This is a genomic window from Achromobacter sp. JCM 18799 (assembly GCF_055395645.1).
The window spans coordinates 6,024,203-6,041,343 of the sequence record NZ_AP043866.1; the positions used below are offsets into that span (position 1 = coordinate 6,024,203).

Sequence of the window (17,141 nt, forward strand, 5' to 3'; positions counted from 1 at the left end):
GCATCGAATCGGGGCCGCGCGGAGCCGGCTTTGCCGGGCCGCAGGCGGCGCCCCCTTGAGGGGGAAGCGCCACAGGCGCTTCGGGGGTGGGCTTAATCATCAATAACGAACCCGGGGGTCGACCAGCAGGTACAGCAGATCGATGATGAGATTGATCAGGACATAGATGGCCGCGATGATCAGCAGCGCGCCCTGGATGACGGGGTAGTCGCGGCGCAGCACGGCCGACACCACCAGGCTGCCCACGCCGGGCAGGCCGAACACGGTTTCGGTCACGACCGCGCCGCTGATCAGCAGCGCGGTGGTCAGGCCCAGCACCGTCAGGATGGGGATCAGCGCATTGCGCACGGCGTGCTTCAGGATCACCTTGCTTTCCGGCAGGCCCTTGGCGCGCGCGGTGCGCACATAGTCGTCGCGCAGCACGTCCAGCATGCTGGCGCGGATGAAGCGCGTGATCAGCGCCGAGTTCACCAGGCCCAGCACCACGGCGGGCAGGATCAGGTGCGACAGGCGGGTCATGAGGGAGGCGTCGGGGCCGCCATAGCCGGCCACGGGCAGCCATCCCAGCTTGACCGAGAACACCTGCATCAGCAGCAGCCCCAGCCAGAAGCTGGGCACGCTGGAGGTGAACATCGAGAACGACAGCACCGACTGGTCCAGCGTGGTGCCGCGCTTGACCGCGGACAGGATCCCCACCGGCAGCGCGATGGCGCTGGCGATCAGCAGCGACATGAGCGTCAGCAGGATGGTGGGTTCGGCGCGGTCGGCCAAGGCCGACAGCACCGGCTTGTTCATGAAGATGGATTGGCCGAGGTCGCCCTGGGCCAGCTTGCCCAGCCACGACACATACTGCACGGCCATCGGCTGGTCCAGCCCGAGCTGGGTGCGCAGGGCGGCGATGTCCTGCTGGCTGGCCTGCGGACCCAGCATCACGGCGGCGGGGTCGCCCGGCGTGACGCGGATGATCACGAAGACGATGGTCGCGACGATGAACATCACGGCCACCAGCCCGACCAGCCGGTTTAAGAGATAACGCAACACGATGGATGTCCTAAAAAAGCGTCGTATCGTGGGGAGAGGCGGCGCGCTTGTTGGAAGGGCGCGCTCTGCGGGTCATGCGTTGATGCGTGAAGCGCGGCAGGAGGTCTTGTGTGGCGCCTTTGTCCTGCCGCGCTACGCCATTACTTGGACTTCCAGGCGTTCCAGAAGTAGGGCCACGGCACGGCCTTGGTGCCTTGCAGCGACGGCGAGCGGGCGGCCTGGGCGTTGAAGTCGCCGACCTTGATGAAGGGCACTTCGTCGTAGACGGCCTGCTGCACGTCAGCCCAGCGCTTGATGCGTTCTTCCTGGTTGCCAGCCTGGTTGAAGGCGTCCAGCGCCTGGTTGCGGCGCGGGGTGTCCCACCAGCCCGGCGCGTCCTTGGACGGGAAGTCGATCAGGGCAGGCTCCGGCAGGAAGGGGCTGTGCGTAATGAAGATGTCCCACAGCGCCGGGTCCTGGCGGCGCTGCGTCAGCGTGGCCCAGTCCACCACCTGCATGTCCACGGTGAAGCCCGCGGCCTTCAGGTATTCGGCGGCCACCAGGGCCATCTTGTAGTGGAACTCGTACTGCTGGCTGGTCAGGATGCGGATCTTGCGGTCCTGCACGTTGGCGCCATCCACCAGCTTCTTGGCGCCGGCGGCGTCGCCCTTGTTGTAGACCTTGCCGCCCAGGGACGTGGCCCAGGGATAGCCCTCGGGATACAGGTCGCCGTTGAGCTTGTAGAAGTTCTTGTCGCCGAAGGCGGCGTACAGCATGTCTTCTTCGTTCAGCGCCAGCTGCACGGCCTGGCGGACGGCCAGGTTCGACATGATGCCCTGCTTGGTGTTGAGCACCAGGCGAGGCCAGCCGAAGGGCTTGAGCATGACGGGGTCGGAGCGGCCGTTCTTGAGCTTGGGCAGCGATTCCACCGGCAGCGAGTCGACGTAGTCGAACTGGCCGGCCACCGCGCTTTCGACGCGGGTGTTGGCGTTGCTGACCGGCACGAAGCGGATCTCGTCCAGGTACTGCTTGCGAGCGCCGCCGAAGCCGTCGGGCTCGCCTTCGCGCTGCTTGTAGCCTTCGAAGCGGACCAGCTGGATGTACTGGTCAGGCACGCGCGCCTTCAGCTGGTAGGGGCCGGTGCCGACGAATTCGGTCAGGGCCGGAGCGATCTTGCCTTTGGGCATGATGACGGCGGCGCTGTTGTTCATGGCCAGCAGCGCAGTCAGGGGCGCATAGGGCTGCTTGAGCGTGATGCGGATGGTGTTGGCGTCCGGCGCTTCGATGCCGGTGATGATCTTGGCGGCCATCTTGCCGCGCGTGGCGGTCTCGGTCCAGCGCTTGAGCGAGGCCAGCACGTCCGACGAGTCCATCTTGGAGCCGTCGTGGAAGGTGATGCCCTGGCGCAGCGGGATCGTGTAGGTCAGCCCGTCGGCCGAGACTTCCGGCAGCTTGTCGGCCAACAGCGGGGTCAGGTTCCACTTGCCGTCGAAGGTGTACAGCGTTTCGAAGAAGTGCTGGGTCAGGATGCCCACCAGGTCGGCCGTGCTGGTCATCGGATCCAGCGTGGGCGGCTCGCCTATGGTGGCAACCGAGATCGTGCCTCCCTTGATCGGCGTGGCACAGAGGGCGGGGGTCGACAATGCGGTCAAGCCAATTGCGCCGGCCAGCAGCAGGCTATTGAGCCCACCGCCTCGCCGGGAGGTACGGAAGTTCATGATTCTCTCTCCAGAGGGTCAAAAACGGGTTTTGCTTGTAGTAATTAGAGGTTTGCGCCGGAATCCCGCGATTCCTCCTGCCCGCCGGGTACCGGCGCGGTGCGGCGGACAGGGCCGTTCAGAAGAAGGTTTCGGCCACGTCGGTGACGCGGTATTGCTCGTCCACCAGCAGCACTTGACGCCACTTGTCGAAGGTCAGGCAGGGGTGGGAGATATCGAAGGCGATCATGTCGCCGACCTGGATGTCGTCGCCTTCGCCGATCTGCATGAAGGCGTGCTGGTCCATCATCGCGCTCAGCTTCCAGTGGGCAGGAGCCTGGCCCGGCGCGGCGTCGCGGCCGGGGCGGTACAGCGCGGCGGGCGTGGGCAGGCCGGCGTCGAAGGCGGCGTCGCGCTTGCCCATGGCGACGATGGCGCGGCCCGGTTCGGGCAGCGACTGCACGTAGGCCCAGACCTGCAAGGCCGGCTGCAGGCCGGGTTCCATCTTTTGCGCGACCGGATTGTGGGCGTTGATGCGCTCGGCGGCCGAGCGGTAGATGCCGACGTCGTGCGACAGGTAGCAGCCGGGGCGCAGCACGATTTCCAGCGGCGCGCCAATGTCCAGCTGCGAGAATTCCTCGGCCACCACGTCGAACCAGGCGGAGCCGGCGCCGGAGATCAGCGCCGGGCCGTTCTTGCGCAGGCGGCCGGCGGCGGCCAGGCCGCGCAGGGCGTCGGCGGCGCGGCGCAGGAAGGCGCGGATGGCGCTTTCTTCCTGCAGCACGCCTTCGTAGACTTCGATGCCGGCCAGGGCCAGGCCGGGCCATTTGCCGATTTCGTCGACCAGCGCCTGCAACTGGGCGTCGTCGCGCACGCCGGTGCGGCCGCCCTGGGGACCCAGTTCGATCAGCACCGGCAGGGTCAGGCCCTGTTCGCCGAAATAGGCGCCCAGCTGCGCCGCGTTGGCGGGAGAGTCCACGATGCAGAAAAAGGTGAAGGCCGGGTCGCGCAGCAGGCGCGCGATGATGGCCATGTTGGCGCGGCCCACCAACTGGTTGGCCATCAGTATCCGGCGTACGCCATGCTGGTAGGCGGCCCGGACCTGCGGCGCGGTCGCCAGCGTGATGCCCCAGGCGCCGCCCGCGATCTGGCGTTGGAACAGCGCCGGGCTCATGGTGGTCTTGCCGTGGGGCGCCAGCTTGACCTTGTACGCTTCCATGAAGCGCTGCATCCATTGCAGGTTGTGGCGCACGCGGGCTTCGTACAGCACCGCCACGGGCAGGCTGACGTCCTCATTGAGCAGGTTCCAGTTCAGCGCCGCCACGCCGGCGGTGGTACAGGATTCCGGAAAGGCGCCCAGGCCTTTGCCGTTCATGTCCAGGGGGGCTGCGGGGAAGGAGGAGTTCGTCATGGGGCGCCTGCTATGGAAAATATTTACGTCAAACCTGGTTTTTTTCATTATCCTGAAAAGAATTTACAAGCGGGAGTTAGGAGTTTCCCGTAGTCGGCGCTGGCCGGCGGTTGGCGCGACAATAGGAAAACCTCCGACACAAGGAAGCGTCATGCTGAAAGTTGCTTTGGGCCAGTTCGCCGTCAGCCGCGTCTGGGAAGAAAACGCCCAGGTCTGCATCGACCTGATGGAACGCGCCCGCGCCGGCGGCGCCGGCCTGCTGGTCTTGCCCGAAGGCATCCTGGCCCGCGACATCACCGATCCGCAGATCGTCCTGAAGGCCGCCCAGCCGCTGGACGGCCCCTTCATGAGCCGCCTGCTGGAAGCCAGCCGCGGTTCGCAACTGGCGACCATGATGTGCGTGCACGTGCCGACCGGGGAAGGGCGGGTCTGGAACACGCTGGTGACGCTGCAAGATGGCAAGATCCTGTCGCAATACCGCAAGCTGCACCTGTACGACGCCTTCAACATGAAGGAATCCACCAACGTCACGCCCGGCGTCGACATCCCGCCGCTGCTGGACATCGGCGGCCTGCGCGTGGGCCTCATGACCTGTTACGACGTGCGCTTCCCCGAACTGGCGCGGCGCCTGGCGCTGGACGGCGCGGACCTGCTGGTGCTGCCGGCCGCCTGGGTGCGCGGTCCGTTGAAGGAAATGCACTGGGAAGTGCTGGTCACGGCGCGCGCGCTGGAGAACACCTGCTATGTGGCGGCCACGGGCGAATGCGGCGAACGCAACATCGGCTGCAGCATGGTGGTGGATCCGCTGGGCGTGGTGACGGCGCGGGCGGGCGAAGCCCCGGCGCTGGTGTTCGCCGATATCGACCCCGAACGCCTGGCGCATGCCCGCAAGGTATTGCCGGTGCTGGCGAACCGGCGCTTCGCGCCGCCGGGACTGGCCTAGGGCCGTGTGGGGGGAGGCAGGCCCGCGCCATGGTGTAATGCTGGCTTGAATTACTTGCTGTCTCCCCTCATCTTCTGCCAATGAGCAACGATCTCTTCGCGGCCGATCCTGCGCATCGGCCCTATGTGCCCCTGGCCGAGCGGCTGCGTCCGCGGACGCTGTCCGACGTGGTCGGGCAGTCGCATCTGCTGGGGCCGGACAAGCCCCTGCGCGTCGCCTTTGACTCGGGCCGGCCGCATTCCATGATCTTCTGGGGGCCGCCAGGCGTGGGCAAGACCACGCTGGCGCGCCTGATGGCGGACGGCTTCGACGCGCAGTTCATCGCCATCTCGGCGGTGCTGGGCGGGGTCAAGGACATCCGCGATGCCGTCACGGTGGCGCAGGTGGCGCAGGGCCAGGGACGCCGCACCATCCTCTTCGTCGACGAGGTGCACCGCTTCAACAAGGCAGTCAACCAGTATTAATATCAAGGGCTTACGAAGTCATTTGTGCAATTTCTTGTGCCTCACACAAGGATTTTGAGCCGAGACGGTGGTTGTCTTGAAATGACTTCGTTCAGTGCGAGTCGATCACCATTCACCGTCTTTTGCCCGTGCCGTATCCACCTGGCATCAGGAATCTTGAGTCCATCACGTCCTCGCTCTTAGTCCGTGTCAAAGGCTTCGCCGCCTTTCTCGGAGCGACATTTTTTGTAGGTTTAGCCACTTGCAGAAGCTTCTTTTTCTCTGCTTTTGCCACCTCCGCTGGACTTGCTTTTTTTAGTCTGCGCGGTGATGTAGGTGTGATAATGAAGCTGAGTTTCTGGCGGAGGGTCGCAATGAAGGCGTTGCTATATATCGATCCCTCAACTAGGCCGAATATGCTGTTGAGAAAGCCGAAGTCGCCGTGCTTTTGTGCGTGTTCAGTAGCCATCTGCACGACATGTTCATAGAGGCCAGATTGACAAAGCTTCTTTAAATCAATGAAAGCACGGACCCTGCTGTCCGTAATTGCAGTTAGAAACTTGCGAAGTTCCGCTGCTTTCGTCTCGTCCATGGCAATCTCCGACACAGCAAGGCTCTATCGCTCTTCTATGCTTTGTAATTCTGCGTTGTATTTATAGTTGACGATATCGCCACTTATCAGCATGTTGGCTGCTGCTTCGATGATGTGTAGTGGGGCAATGAACCACTCCCGTGGTGTAAACCGCTTGCCATCTTTATCGAAAACATCCACTGCGAGACATGACGATCCGAAGAAGGTGTGAAGTAGGAGTTCGAACTTTTGTGGATTGAGGTTGTAGCATTCAAAGGCACAAACCACCTTGACAGGGGCCATTAGGTACGTTGGCTCCATAGCCGCATTTTTTATGCGTTCGTGTACCGGAACCGTTGAGTAGCCAATCTTGAACAGGTTTTTCGTACCCGCAATTTCGGGATTCTTGCTCAAGGACTGAAGCACATAGAGGTAGCCTGATTTCTCATCGTTTGCTTGAATCAGCTCCAGTGCTTCGAGGGCTTTCTCTGTGGGGTCTAAAATCCGGCGACCTGTTTCATCTTTATAAAGCTCCGTCGCAAGTGAGCGAAGCAGCATGTTCGATTCGGTGCCGTTCTCAAAGATGCAGCGAAGTCTTGCATTGACCTTACCGTTCTTCAGTTCCTTTTCACCGACTTCTGCAACATAAGCCGTAATGCCGTTCAGGATAAAGAAGTGACCTGGCTGAATCTGCTGTTCACCAGTGAAGCCACGTGCTTCACGGACACCAGATGCAAGCTCGGCATGACACTGTTTGAACAAGGGCTCGAACTGATCAAAATCAGGGCATCGCTTGCGCTGGGCGATCTTATCGGGCATCTCCTTTGAAGTTGCTGGGACATGCTTAAGATCGAAGATGCTAGCAACTTCGTTATCAAGTAGACCAAGTGAATCGTCTTCGAAGATGTCAGCTACAGATTTGATGGGCTTCGCGGGTTCTACGAAGGTGAGTAGTTTGTACTCATCGACGTCTTGTAGTGCCTCGCATTTTTCCTTACTTGCACGAAGCCCTTTGAGTCTATTGAATAGCTGAAACTCAAGGATGTTGGAAGGATTAGACTCTGGCTCTTTACCATGCTGGCGGTAAAAATCGTTGATTTGCTGGAACGAGGACAACAATCGCTCATCCACACCGACAGCGGAACGCTTGGGCTTCACATTGAGTAAGCCCATGTCATCGTCTTGTAGAATTCTTAAAAGGTCATGCTTCTCCAAGGCTAGACTCCTTGTTGGCGGCGCTGCGCTTTCAAATAAACAAGTGCTTCAGCCATACGGCGCTCTAGAGGATCAAGCGAAACGATATTCGGTTCTCTACCTTGGGTCTGTACGAACTCCTTAATCTTTGGCCACAAAACGATAGCTTCGTCGTCTGTCATCTGGACGCGTGTCGCTTCAATGACATCTTGGATGACCTTGAACACCTTCGTGGTGAGGGACTTCGACAGAATTTCAAATGCTTTCTGAAAGGGGTTGACGCGGTCGATCAGATCAATGTGCAAGTCGTCGATGTTGATGAACTTGCCCGCCATGCGAACAAAGCGCTTGTCACCTTCCTGCTTGATTTCGCCGTTCTTGATGACCGAATCCACAACCACATGCTGACGGACTTCTTCCACTTCCTGGTCGCTGAGTTCTGGGTATTTGATCTTAATGATCTTGGGAATCATAACCTTGTTGATCACTTCGGGATCAACATTGCCTGGTAGAGCTTTCACCAGTCTGTCGTCCGAGAGGATAGCTGCCTTGAGATCGTTCAGGTCTAAATCAATAATGTCCTTCACTCGCTTTGAAGACGGTTCTTTGAGGCCACGAACCTTGATCTCGGTGTCGGTGCTCTTGTCTTCGTCATCTTTCTTTGCTCTAAATTTAAAGCTGGGTGCTAGCACTTGCTCCATGAGCAAGGAGCAAGTGATCGCCTTGAGCATGTTATTGACGGACAGCTTCACTAAGTCGTCACCCGCATCAGGCTGAGCGATAAGGTTAGTAAATTGAGCATGGCTCTTGTTACTGCTGTCGCGAGTGCAGCGGCCAATGATCTGAATGACTTCAGTAAGTGATCCGCGATAGCCGACCGTCAACGCGTGCTCGCAGAACTGCCAGTCAAAGCCTTCTTTCGCCATCCCCAGAGCGATGATGAGATCCATATCTTCTGGCTTCTCGATACGGCGAAGGTATTCAACAATACGTTCCCGGGCTTTGGGCTCATCATGCACCAGATCCGCTACCTTAAGATCCTTTCCGTCTCCATGCCGCTTGACGTGAATGACCCCAGTGTCAGGGTCGCGGTGCGTGACTGTGCCAATGTAGTCCAAGATGCGATCCACTTCGTCATGCTTGTCTTTGGTGGACTCGCCGGACTGTACGCTGGGTATATGCAGAATGGTCTTTTGATCGGTGTTCAACACGCCCTCAATTCCACTCGGAGTGTCCGCGTCAGGGCGCTTGGTGTAGTTGCCACGGTAGAAGTGATAGCCAATGCCCAACGACTTCAGGAAGGTGTAGCCGTTTAGCTGCTCGTAGTAGTTGTATGTGACCTTGGTGAATTGCGCCTCGTCTTCGGGTAGGAGAACGGGCACGTTATCGCCCCGAAAGTACGAACCCGTCATCGCCACAATGTGGGCATCGGACTTTGCCATGATAGATCGCAACAGCTCTCCGAGGCGGCTTTCGCCATCGGCGGATACATGATGGAACTCGTCAATAGCCAAAAGCACGTTGTCGAAGGCTGACTCTTCCAACGCCTCAAAAGCAAAGCGAAGCGTGGCATGTGTGCAAATCAATATTTTGTCGGGCCCGTTGATGAAATCCACAAAAGCTCGGACCTTGCTGGAATCACCCCCAGGTGTGCAGAGATTGTTCTTAGGCTCTACGGTCCAGTCAGCGAAGAAGCCAAGTTTGCTCAGGGCAACCGTGTCGAAGGAACCGCCGATTGAACGCTCGGGTACGGCGATGATGGCCTTGGTTAGTCCCTGGTTAATCAGCTTGTCTAAAGCGATAAACATAAGGGCACGGGACTTGCCAGAGGCGGGCGGTGCTTTCAGAAGAAGGTACTGAGCATTGCGAGCTTCAAAAGCGCGCTCTTGCATCTCGCGCATGCCATGCTTGTTGGTGTTGGTGCTTTGGCCAGTCTGAGCGTAGGTAACTTCAACAATGTTAGGCATTATGGGTTCTCGTCATCTTTTCGTAGAGCTTGAATAGATAGGCCAGCAAATCATCATCATTCCTGAATTCCGTCCTGTCGTAGCATGCTAGAACGGCTAGGTCTAGTTGTCTGTGCGCCTCAAGAAGATCACGCGGCATTTTCTCCGGGTCATACAAATCCGATATTTTTTGCTCTGGATAGCCTTCGCGCTTTGCGAGAACCTCAAATACACAACTCCTAATCTGCTCCTTTTTCTTCTCGGAGATGTCTGGAATAGGGAAATTGTTGTAGCAAAGAAGATTCGAATACCTGATGCGGCTTTCCAAGCATCCGCCTACAGCTTTGGTCCAGAGCATGTGTGCCCTGGATGAGATGATCCCAAATATGTAAGGATCAGCGTCATATAGAATTTGCGCCGAGTGCGTTGTTAGATACTCAGCATCAAAAAAACCAAGCTGAAGATAGTCGCGCTTTTCGGAAGATGTGCATGGCAGCAAAATGAAAGAGCTTTGAGCCCTGTGGCGATACCTGAATTGATGTGATCTAGCGACTAAAGAGCTCGCAACCTGCCCTCCGTTTTCGCGGAACTCCTTGACGGCATCGATGCGCTTTTTTATGGGAGAAATTGCTAGGGCTTCTTTGAGCTCAGCATCCTCTATCCATAAACACCATCTTTCTTGACCTTTCAGGAACTCATTTCCCCCAATTAAGGGGCGAATGAATTTTTCACTTCGGCCATCCTCAGCCAGCAGGTGATCGCGTTCTCCGGGGGTCAAGATCAGAAAGCCACCTTCGATAGGTTGATTTCCGTAGGCCATTTCAGGTATTTTGGATAGAGGTTTTGTCCTCTTGTACACATAGATGTTTTTGGTGTCAGTGAGGTATGGGGAGATGTTCGACACCTGTTGAGCGAAATCACCGCTATAGAGCATCCTTTTCTCGGTTGTGCTCTTTGCTAGACCTACCACGACACACGTCACGCCTGCCTTGTTTTTCGCATTGTTTGACCATTTGAATGAAGTATGGGCAAAGTTTATACACACATTCATTTCTTCTAGGATATGGGGCCACAACAATGCGACTTGTTCGCCTTGCGTAATGGAGTTTGTGCTGACAAACGCAACGGCTTTAGAACCAGCTTCTACAAATTGCGCACCTTTATAAAACCATGTCGCGATATAGTCGAGGCTATTGGCCCCTTCCAGATGTCCCAATACTGCCTGCATTTCTGCTTTTTGTGTCGGGTCTTGAGTCCTCGCGCCAAGGTAAGGAGGATTTCCTAGAGTGTAGACCTCCGAATTATTGGTGGGCGGGCAGAACTTCTCCCACTCCACTTCATTGGAGCTTCTGCATATGATATGTCCGCTACTCTTTAGAGGTAGAGCAGGGGGGGTATGTCCGAATGTGGCCTTGAACTTTAGATTCATTTGATGCTCTGCCAACCACATGGACAGTATGGCAATCTCATGGGCAAAGTCGTCCAGTTCGATGCCATAAAACTGCGATAGCTTAATTCGTGATAGTGGAATCAGGTTGTGCTTCGAAATTTTTTGAAGACGCTTAAAGATGTCTATTTCAAGTTTTCGAAGTTCTTTATAGGCAATAATCAGAAAGTTGCCCGAGCCGCATGCGGGGTCAAAAATTTTCAGGTGTTCAAGCCGCAGCAGCAATTGTTCGAGCTTGGGTACACTATCCGCATGCTTATGGTATTCCCCCTTCAACTCATTCAGGAACAGGGGGTCAATCACCTTCATGATGTTGGGCGCCGACGTGTAGTGCATGCCCATATTGCCGCGTTGGCTGGGATCAACTACCGCCTGAATCATCGACCCGAAAATATCGGGATTTATTTCGGACCAGTTCAGCTCTGAGCCACATTCGATCAGAATTGCTCGCGACTTCTTGTTGAACTTTGGAATGGGTAGTTTGTCAGCGAACAAGCCACCATTTACGTACGGAAAGTCAGCGAGATACGCAGGCGTTTTGGACCTGCCCTCTCGGTTCATCACGTCGAAAACCAGGCCCAGATACTCGCCAAGATCATTTCCGTCAATGGCCGTGTGTGAGGCTATGTGATTGGTGAACAACTTGCTTTCAAATATCCCCGTGTCTTCCGCGAAGAAGCAAAAAAGAATCCTTGAAAGAAAGACATTTTGCCAATGAATTTCTTGTGCCGTGTTGGCTGGGTTCGACTCTCTAAGCAAATCGAACAACTTTGCCATTTTTTCTGCGGCCTTGACGTCGGCCATGTTTTCCGCCCTAGCTTGAGTTTTCTCGAGCCCCGCCCACGGAAGGAAAAAGTCAAATTTTTTATCGAGCTCTGCTAAAGGCGTATCTAGAGTGTCTTCTTCTTTTGTATCGATTGCTACGAGGTCGGATGAATTTATAGCAATAATGAAACGAGGCTGATGCCTTGCGGCAGCTTCGCTATGCTTCATCTCATCAATCACCGAAAGGAGCTGATTGCTAACGGTCTTCTTGAAGTAGACTTGCTTCTTCCAGAGGATTTCTCCGGCTGTTCGCGATAGGTTGTAGCTACCCTTTCCCTCCATCTTCAGTCGCGTGATCGACGCTTTAGGCTTTCCATAGCATTCCAAAAGACTGAATAGGAACTCCGTATGATCTATATTTTCGGAGAGGACTTTTATTTTCTCTGCAATTTGGCCGATGTTCATACGAAGTAGCTATAGCTGCTAAAATTTGAGATGGTGCGGATGAGGTAGTGCGGTCGCAGGTCGGTGACCTCGCGCGAGACTTTAGCGACTTCATTGGCATTGCTCATCCGAGGGAATCGACATGCGCACCTAAATTCCAATCATCCTCTTCGGCGCGTCTACGCTCGGGGAAAGGTCAAGAAATGAAACTCTTGGTGACTATCGGTGTTTGGTCCATTCTAAGCGATACTCACACTGCGAGCTAGGACCTAGTTCCCGGGCTCTAGCTCGTTGGGGTCGCTAGGATCTGCGGTTCGTCGCTGGAAGTGCTCGCCGTTTTCCTTGCCGTCCAAATTTGGGGCCGCTGAGTGGGACGGTTTCGTGCGCGCTGTTGAAATATTGAATCGAATCCATGTCAGATCTCTTCGCCACCAAGGCACCCCAACCACTTGCGGAAGCACTCAGGCCCGCAACCTTGAAGGAGGTTATTGGGCAGTCTCATCTGCTGGGTGAAGGTAAGCCGTTGCGCCTTGCTTTTGATTCTGGCAGACCTCACTCTATGATCTTGTGGGGGCCGCCTGGTGTGGGTAAAACGACCCTTGCGAGATTGACGGCAAATGCTTTTGATTGTGAGTTCATAGCCCTGTCTGCTGTGTTTTCTGGTGTCAAAGACATCAGGGACGCGATGGAGCAGGCAAAGCGAAACCAAGCCAATAGCAAGCGCACTATCCTTTTTATCGATGAAATCCATAGGTTCAATAAAGCGCAACAGGATGCTCTGTTGCCTTATGCGGAATCAGGACTGGTGACGTTCATCGGAGCCACTACCGAAAACCCATCTTTTGAGGTTAATTCGGCTCTTTTGTCTCGCTCACAAGTCTATGTGTTGAAGTCGTTGAGTGAGGATGAACTTAAAGAGCTTTTCGAACGAGCAAAGGAGAAAGTATTCCCTGAGCTTGACTTCGATGAGCTAGCTCTCAATACCCTCATTGGTTATGCCGATGGTGATGCCCGTAGATTTCTAAATCTGTTGGAGCAAACTAAGGCTGCTGCTGAAGTTTCCAATGTTGACACCGTCACTGCAGATTTTGTATCCAATGCCCTAACTTTGAACTCTCGCAGGTTCGATAAAGGTGGAGACAATTTCTATGATCAGATAAGTGCCCTTCACAAATCTGTGCGAGGTTCTAATCCTGATGCTGCCCTTTATTGGTTTACTCGCATGTTAGATGGTGGAGCAGATCCAAAATATTTATCCCGCCGAATTGTCCGCATGGCATGGGAAGATATTGGACTTGCAGATCCCCGAGCTCTTCAGATAGCAAACGATGCCGCTTCAACATTTGAGCGATTGGGTAGCCCTGAAGGTGAGTTGGCGCTCGGTCAGGCGGTTATCTATCTTTCTATCGCGGCGAAGTCCAATGCGGGCTACAACGCTTTCAATGCTGCCAAGGCATTTGTTAGACAAGATAAGAGTCGGGAAGTACCTGTCCACCTTCGCAATGCTCCAACCAAGCTGATGAAGGAATTGGGGCATGGTCATGCTTACCGATATGCCCATGATGAGCCACATGGATACGCGGCAGGCGAGACATACTTTCCTGATGGTCTGAGACATCAATATTGGTATGTTCCGGTGCCAAGAGGACTGGAAGTGAAGATTGCTGAGAAACTGGCATTCTTGAGAAAGCTCGATGATGAGGCAGAGGGCAAATAGCAACCAATGGGTAGGCAGTGCGAGGCGAGGTTTCGCCTCTTTCCCGATGAAATAACGTAAAGCTCATTGGCCTCAGTGGTTACTTCCCGTATCATCGGCGCACCTTCACGAGCCGATCAACGGTCACGACATGCGCATTCTTCTAGTCGCCGCATTGCTGCTTGCCATCCCCACAAGCGGTATCTCCCTTGTTGTCTATGCTGCTATTTACTTCGGTAAGGCTTACTTCGAAGGCAAAGCGACCAGGCACGAAGAGAACAAAGCGGCATCCTTCAACCAATTGGACAAAGAAGGTCCTAAGTCCTTGCCCTCCTGGGCAACAGTTGGGGTGAGGCGAGAGCAGTTCTTTGAGGCTGTGGGAATGGCTATCCAAGCAAGGCGAATCCCTGAAGCCTATCTCATGGTGATGCTCAACACCCGCGAGACTTTAGAGATGCTCCTTGGGTATGCTGCAGAGATGGAGAGCCGTGGCGCCACCTTCCTTGAGCAACAAGAGGGAGTGTGCGATCTGATTGGAAAGATGTGGGCTAGGCTTGATCCCGTTCACAAGCAGAAGGCTCAAGCTGCCAATTTTTCTCAAGAGCAGTATCGCTCTCTCCACACTCCCCAAGATCCTGCCAAAAGACTGCCCATCAACAAACCGTCTGCGAACCCGCCTAAGGTCACTCAGATGATTGAATGGGCGATTGAGACACTGGCGAAAGAGCCATCCATCATGGGTACCGCGTATAAGGAGATTTCCTACGATGCCGTGGTTGCCTACATCAACGAAAAGAAGTGTACGGTTGTCAACACGATCCAGCGGCCCGATGCCGATTGGATAGAGTTCCTGACCTCAGTGAAGGCGAAGAACTACAAGGTGACATTGGGGATTGCCCAAGATGGCACGGGATCTGTGCTGACATCCCATCCTGTCTAATAGGGTAAAAAAGCGGGTTTGGCATGAGAGAGGGGAGGTTTCCCCTCTTTTTTCGTTCATAGATAAGGTAAAGATGGAACTTGCTGACCTTTAAGATGTCCTTGATACGTTTCTTCAATAGCTATCTTTTGATCTATTGAAAAGTATTTGCATCTATCTTTAAGAAAGGTGCGTGTTCTTGTTGATCTATCCTGTAGCTTCTATATAATTACTACATCAACAAACAAACACAAACCTCTTTCACGGTGTAGTTTGTTGAAAGCTTCAAACCTCTCAACAGACACCCGAACCTTCAAGGAAAACACCATGACGCAGATGACCGCCGACCAGCAAACCCGCTATGATGACCTCGTGAGCCGTTATGTCGACCTGGACGACAAAGAAAAGGCCGAACTGGATGGTTTGGTCAAGACCGTCAAGGAAGCCAAGGCCAAACGCAAGACGGCCATCGAAGACATCCAGAAGAAGCTGAAGGCTGTTGAACCCGCTTTCACCCTGCAAGAACTCTTCGGTGACGAGCTGAAAGCGATTCTCAAGGCTGAAGGTTACGGTGCTGTTTCCACTCCCCGTGCTACCAAGACGGCTGCTGGTGGCGAAAGCGGCACCCGCAACGTGGACAAGCCGATCAAGTCGCTCGACGGTTCCCAAAAGAGTGTGTGGCTTGCCCACCCGCCCAAGTTCCTCGAAGCTGAAGGCTGCTTCACTACCTTCAAGCAAGGCAAGAGTGTCGATGCTTGGCTCGTTGATGCTAGCGATGACGACAAGAAGGCCAACTTCCTTCGCAAGCTGGCCAAGGCAACGGGTCAACAGCCCAACAAGACCCAACTCGGCAAAGTGTCCGAAGACGTCTTCGGCGGTAAGACTTCCATCAAGGATGATGCCGCAAAGCAAGCTGCCAAGGCGGATGCCAAAGCCGCTGCTGCCTAATCTTCAGCACTCCACCCCGAAGCCCTCCACGGAGGGCTTTTTTGTACCCTAAAGAAATACAACACCATGAAATTAGGACAAATCGGAGCTACTGCGACACTCGTAAGACACTGCGAAAAGCACGAGATCGATCTCAGTGCTTATCTCGCAATGTACGAGGCGAACGATTGGGGGATTCTCGAAGAGGAGGACTGCCATTCAAACAATATGGAAATGTTCGCTTTGGAGGGGCATGTCCTTGGGAAATACACCCTCACCACGGGAGAGGACATCTACATAGAGACGACTTGGAATGAAGAGGAAAGGCATACCATCGTCTGCTTTACTGAAGAGCGATAGATTCTCACCAGTGAACCAATCCTGCAATAAAAAAAGCACCCCGTAGGGTGCTTTCTCTTTGGCTGATTCAATATCCGAGTAGGTAAAGCGATAGCTCAGCGCAGAACTGAAGCCAATTTGACCCAAGAGCAGGTTGCTGAGAAGTTAGGGATAGGCCCCGAGGCTGTGTCTCGTATGGAGAGGGGAACGGTCATGCCCACCGTTGCCCGCCTGGTCAGACTGGCCGAAATCCTAAGCTGTGGAGCAGATGACTTACTGATGGATGGAAGTAATAGAGCAAGCGATCAAGCAAAACTCATCGCTCAGCTTCTGGAAGACCTCACACAGAACGACAGAGATCTACTTTTGGACCTTTTGCGAAAGATGAGTTCCCGACTTAAGCAGTCATGAATATAAGCCCTCCTTGTGGGGGCTTTTTTAATGGTCCTTGACATTGGGCGATTTTCTCCTATAACTAAACCATAAAAACAAGGAGACAATATGGAATTATTCAGTTATGGAAAAATGGATGCGGTGTTTGACACATTCAATTTCTGCCCCGAGCGAGTCAAACACCTTGACGGTCTTTTCGTCACGGATAAGAAACTAGGTATCCGCTACAGGGCATTCAGGCACAAGAATTCGCACCGCTGGGGAGACAACAACAACGAGCGTATGAGCATGTGTGTGGACACCAATCTCTCACCCGCATTTTTCTTCCAGTATGTTGATAATCAAACAGCGCAGTCGCTTACCGTGATGCTCAAAGAGGTGGAACAGCCAAGATACGGCAAAACAACCTTGAGAATGCCCATGCAGTATGTTGATAGTGAGCAAAGACTGTTCCAAAAAGACAGCTTGCTCGTAATAGAAACATTGCCAGGCACGGTAGCCAAACGAATCGCCTTCTACAAGCAGAAATTTGATGCTGAGTGCCAAGAATTGTTGTCGGAGTTTCTGGAAACAGGGTTTCGTGTGAACCAGAACGATGTAGTAAACAATATGGCTAGCTACATCCACCGCTGGCATCTAACACACCAAGTCAGCCTATACGACCCTAACCCTGCAGCTCAAATCAATGAGGTGCTAGCAGTCTTCTCCGTGTTAAACGAAGTCCAGTATTACAGTTTGCAGGCTGGTAATCCCTGTGTATGGAATGAGCCATTCTCTAACATGAGAAGAGACATGGATAAGTTGGTTCCCGCATGGCTACCACTTGATCAAACAGATGCTTTAGACCGAATTCTCTACTTTAAGAAGAGCGAACCTAAGCTATGGGAAAAGCTGCTAGACGGCGCAAGAAATACTCATCATGGTTCACCCTGTTTGAATCTGGAAAAGCTACAGGAAGGATTGGTAAATCTACCCATCTGAAGCAC

The 17,141-nt window shown here is 54.5% G+C and carries 14 protein-coding genes and 1 pseudogene; 8 read left to right on the plus strand and 7 right to left on the minus strand.

From position 1 onward, the window contains the following. Positions 1-99: 99 nt before the first annotated feature. The 3 genes from ACZ5YA_RS28510 to ACZ5YA_RS28520 form a co-directional block, all read right to left on the minus strand. The gene (locus ACZ5YA_RS28510) at positions 100-1,041 is read right to left on the minus strand and encodes an ABC transporter permease (protein ID WP_059373812.1); all 942 of its coding nucleotides are present in this window, start codon (positions 1,039-1,041) and stop codon (positions 100-102) included. 140 nt (positions 1,042-1,181) lie between these two features. After that, positions 1,182-2,738, minus strand: a complete 1,557-nt coding sequence (locus ACZ5YA_RS28515; protein ID WP_059373813.1) for an ABC transporter substrate-binding protein — start codon at positions 2,736-2,738, stop codon at positions 1,182-1,184. Positions 2,739-2,856: 118 nt separating this feature from the next. Continuing rightward, positions 2,857-4,128 (minus strand): amino acid deaminase, encoded by a 1,272-nt coding sequence (locus ACZ5YA_RS28520; protein WP_251877662.1) that lies wholly within the window; start codon positions 4,126-4,128, stop codon positions 2,857-2,859. 151 nt (positions 4,129-4,279) lie between these two features. Between ACZ5YA_RS28520 and ACZ5YA_RS28525 the strand changes: the two genes are divergently transcribed. Together ACZ5YA_RS28525 and ACZ5YA_RS28530 are read left to right on the plus strand one after the other, a co-directional pair. Further along, the gene (locus tag ACZ5YA_RS28525; protein ID WP_082400636.1) at positions 4,280-5,071 is read left to right on the plus strand and encodes a deaminated glutathione amidase; all 792 of its coding nucleotides are present in this window, start codon (positions 4,280-4,282) and stop codon (positions 5,069-5,071) included. Positions 5,072-5,151: 80 nt separating this feature from the next. Then, positions 5,152-5,520 (plus strand): annotated as a pseudogene (locus ACZ5YA_RS28530) (AAA family ATPase); the annotation flags it as partial. A 127-nt stretch (positions 5,521-5,647) separates the two neighbouring features. On the opposite strand, the gene ACZ5YA_RS28535 reads toward ACZ5YA_RS28530, so the two are convergent. Genes ACZ5YA_RS28535 through ACZ5YA_RS28550 form a run of 4 tightly spaced genes read right to left on the minus strand, consistent with a single transcriptional unit; the run spans position 5,648 to position 11,902 of the window. Continuing rightward, complete coding sequence (locus ACZ5YA_RS28535; protein ID WP_464091504.1) at positions 5,648-6,106, minus strand: hypothetical protein; 459 nt, start codon at positions 6,104-6,106, stop codon at positions 5,648-5,650. 24 nt (positions 6,107-6,130) lie between these two features. After that, complete coding sequence (locus ACZ5YA_RS28540; protein ID WP_464091505.1) at positions 6,131-7,300, minus strand: GIY-YIG nuclease family protein; 1,170 nt, start codon at positions 7,298-7,300, stop codon at positions 6,131-6,133. Positions 7,301-7,302: 2 nt separating this feature from the next. Continuing rightward, a complete protein-coding gene (locus tag ACZ5YA_RS28545; RefSeq protein WP_464091506.1) occupies positions 7,303-9,246 on the minus strand; it encodes a DEAD/DEAH box helicase in 1,944 nt (647 codons plus the stop codon). Next, a complete protein-coding gene (locus ACZ5YA_RS28550; RefSeq protein WP_464091507.1) occupies positions 9,239-11,902 on the minus strand; it encodes a class I SAM-dependent DNA methyltransferase in 2,664 nt (887 codons plus the stop codon). The genes ACZ5YA_RS28545 and ACZ5YA_RS28550 overlap by 8 nt, the downstream gene beginning before the upstream one ends. A gap of 391 nt (positions 11,903-12,293) precedes the next feature. Here ACZ5YA_RS28550 and ACZ5YA_RS28555 point away from each other — a divergent pair, with 391 nt between their 5' ends. From ACZ5YA_RS28555 to ACZ5YA_RS28580, 6 genes are all read left to right on the plus strand, one after another. Next, positions 12,294-13,598: a replication-associated recombination protein A gene (locus ACZ5YA_RS28555; RefSeq protein WP_464091508.1), complete on the plus strand. Its 1,305-nt coding sequence runs from the start codon at positions 12,294-12,296 to the stop codon at positions 13,596-13,598. Positions 13,599-13,728: 130 nt separating this feature from the next. Beyond that, positions 13,729-14,517 (plus strand): hypothetical protein, encoded by a 789-nt coding sequence (locus ACZ5YA_RS28560; protein ID WP_464091509.1) that lies wholly within the window; start codon positions 13,729-13,731, stop codon positions 14,515-14,517. Between the two features lie 306 nt (positions 14,518-14,823). Beyond that, on the plus strand, positions 14,824-15,444 hold the full coding sequence (locus ACZ5YA_RS28565) for a hypothetical protein (protein WP_464091510.1): 621 nt from the start codon (positions 14,824-14,826) through the stop codon (positions 15,442-15,444). A 66-nt stretch (positions 15,445-15,510) separates the two neighbouring features. Then, the gene (locus ACZ5YA_RS28570; protein WP_464091511.1) at positions 15,511-15,783 is read left to right on the plus strand and encodes a hypothetical protein; all 273 of its coding nucleotides are present in this window, start codon (positions 15,511-15,513) and stop codon (positions 15,781-15,783) included. 117 nt (positions 15,784-15,900) lie between these two features. Further along, complete coding sequence (locus tag ACZ5YA_RS28575; RefSeq protein WP_464091512.1) at positions 15,901-16,173, plus strand: helix-turn-helix domain-containing protein; 273 nt, start codon at positions 15,901-15,903, stop codon at positions 16,171-16,173. 90 nt (positions 16,174-16,263) lie between these two features. After that, entirely contained in the window at positions 16,264-17,136 is an 873-nt protein-coding gene (locus tag ACZ5YA_RS28580; RefSeq protein ID WP_464091513.1) for a hypothetical protein, read from the plus strand. Positions 17,137-17,141 lie beyond the last annotated feature (5 nt).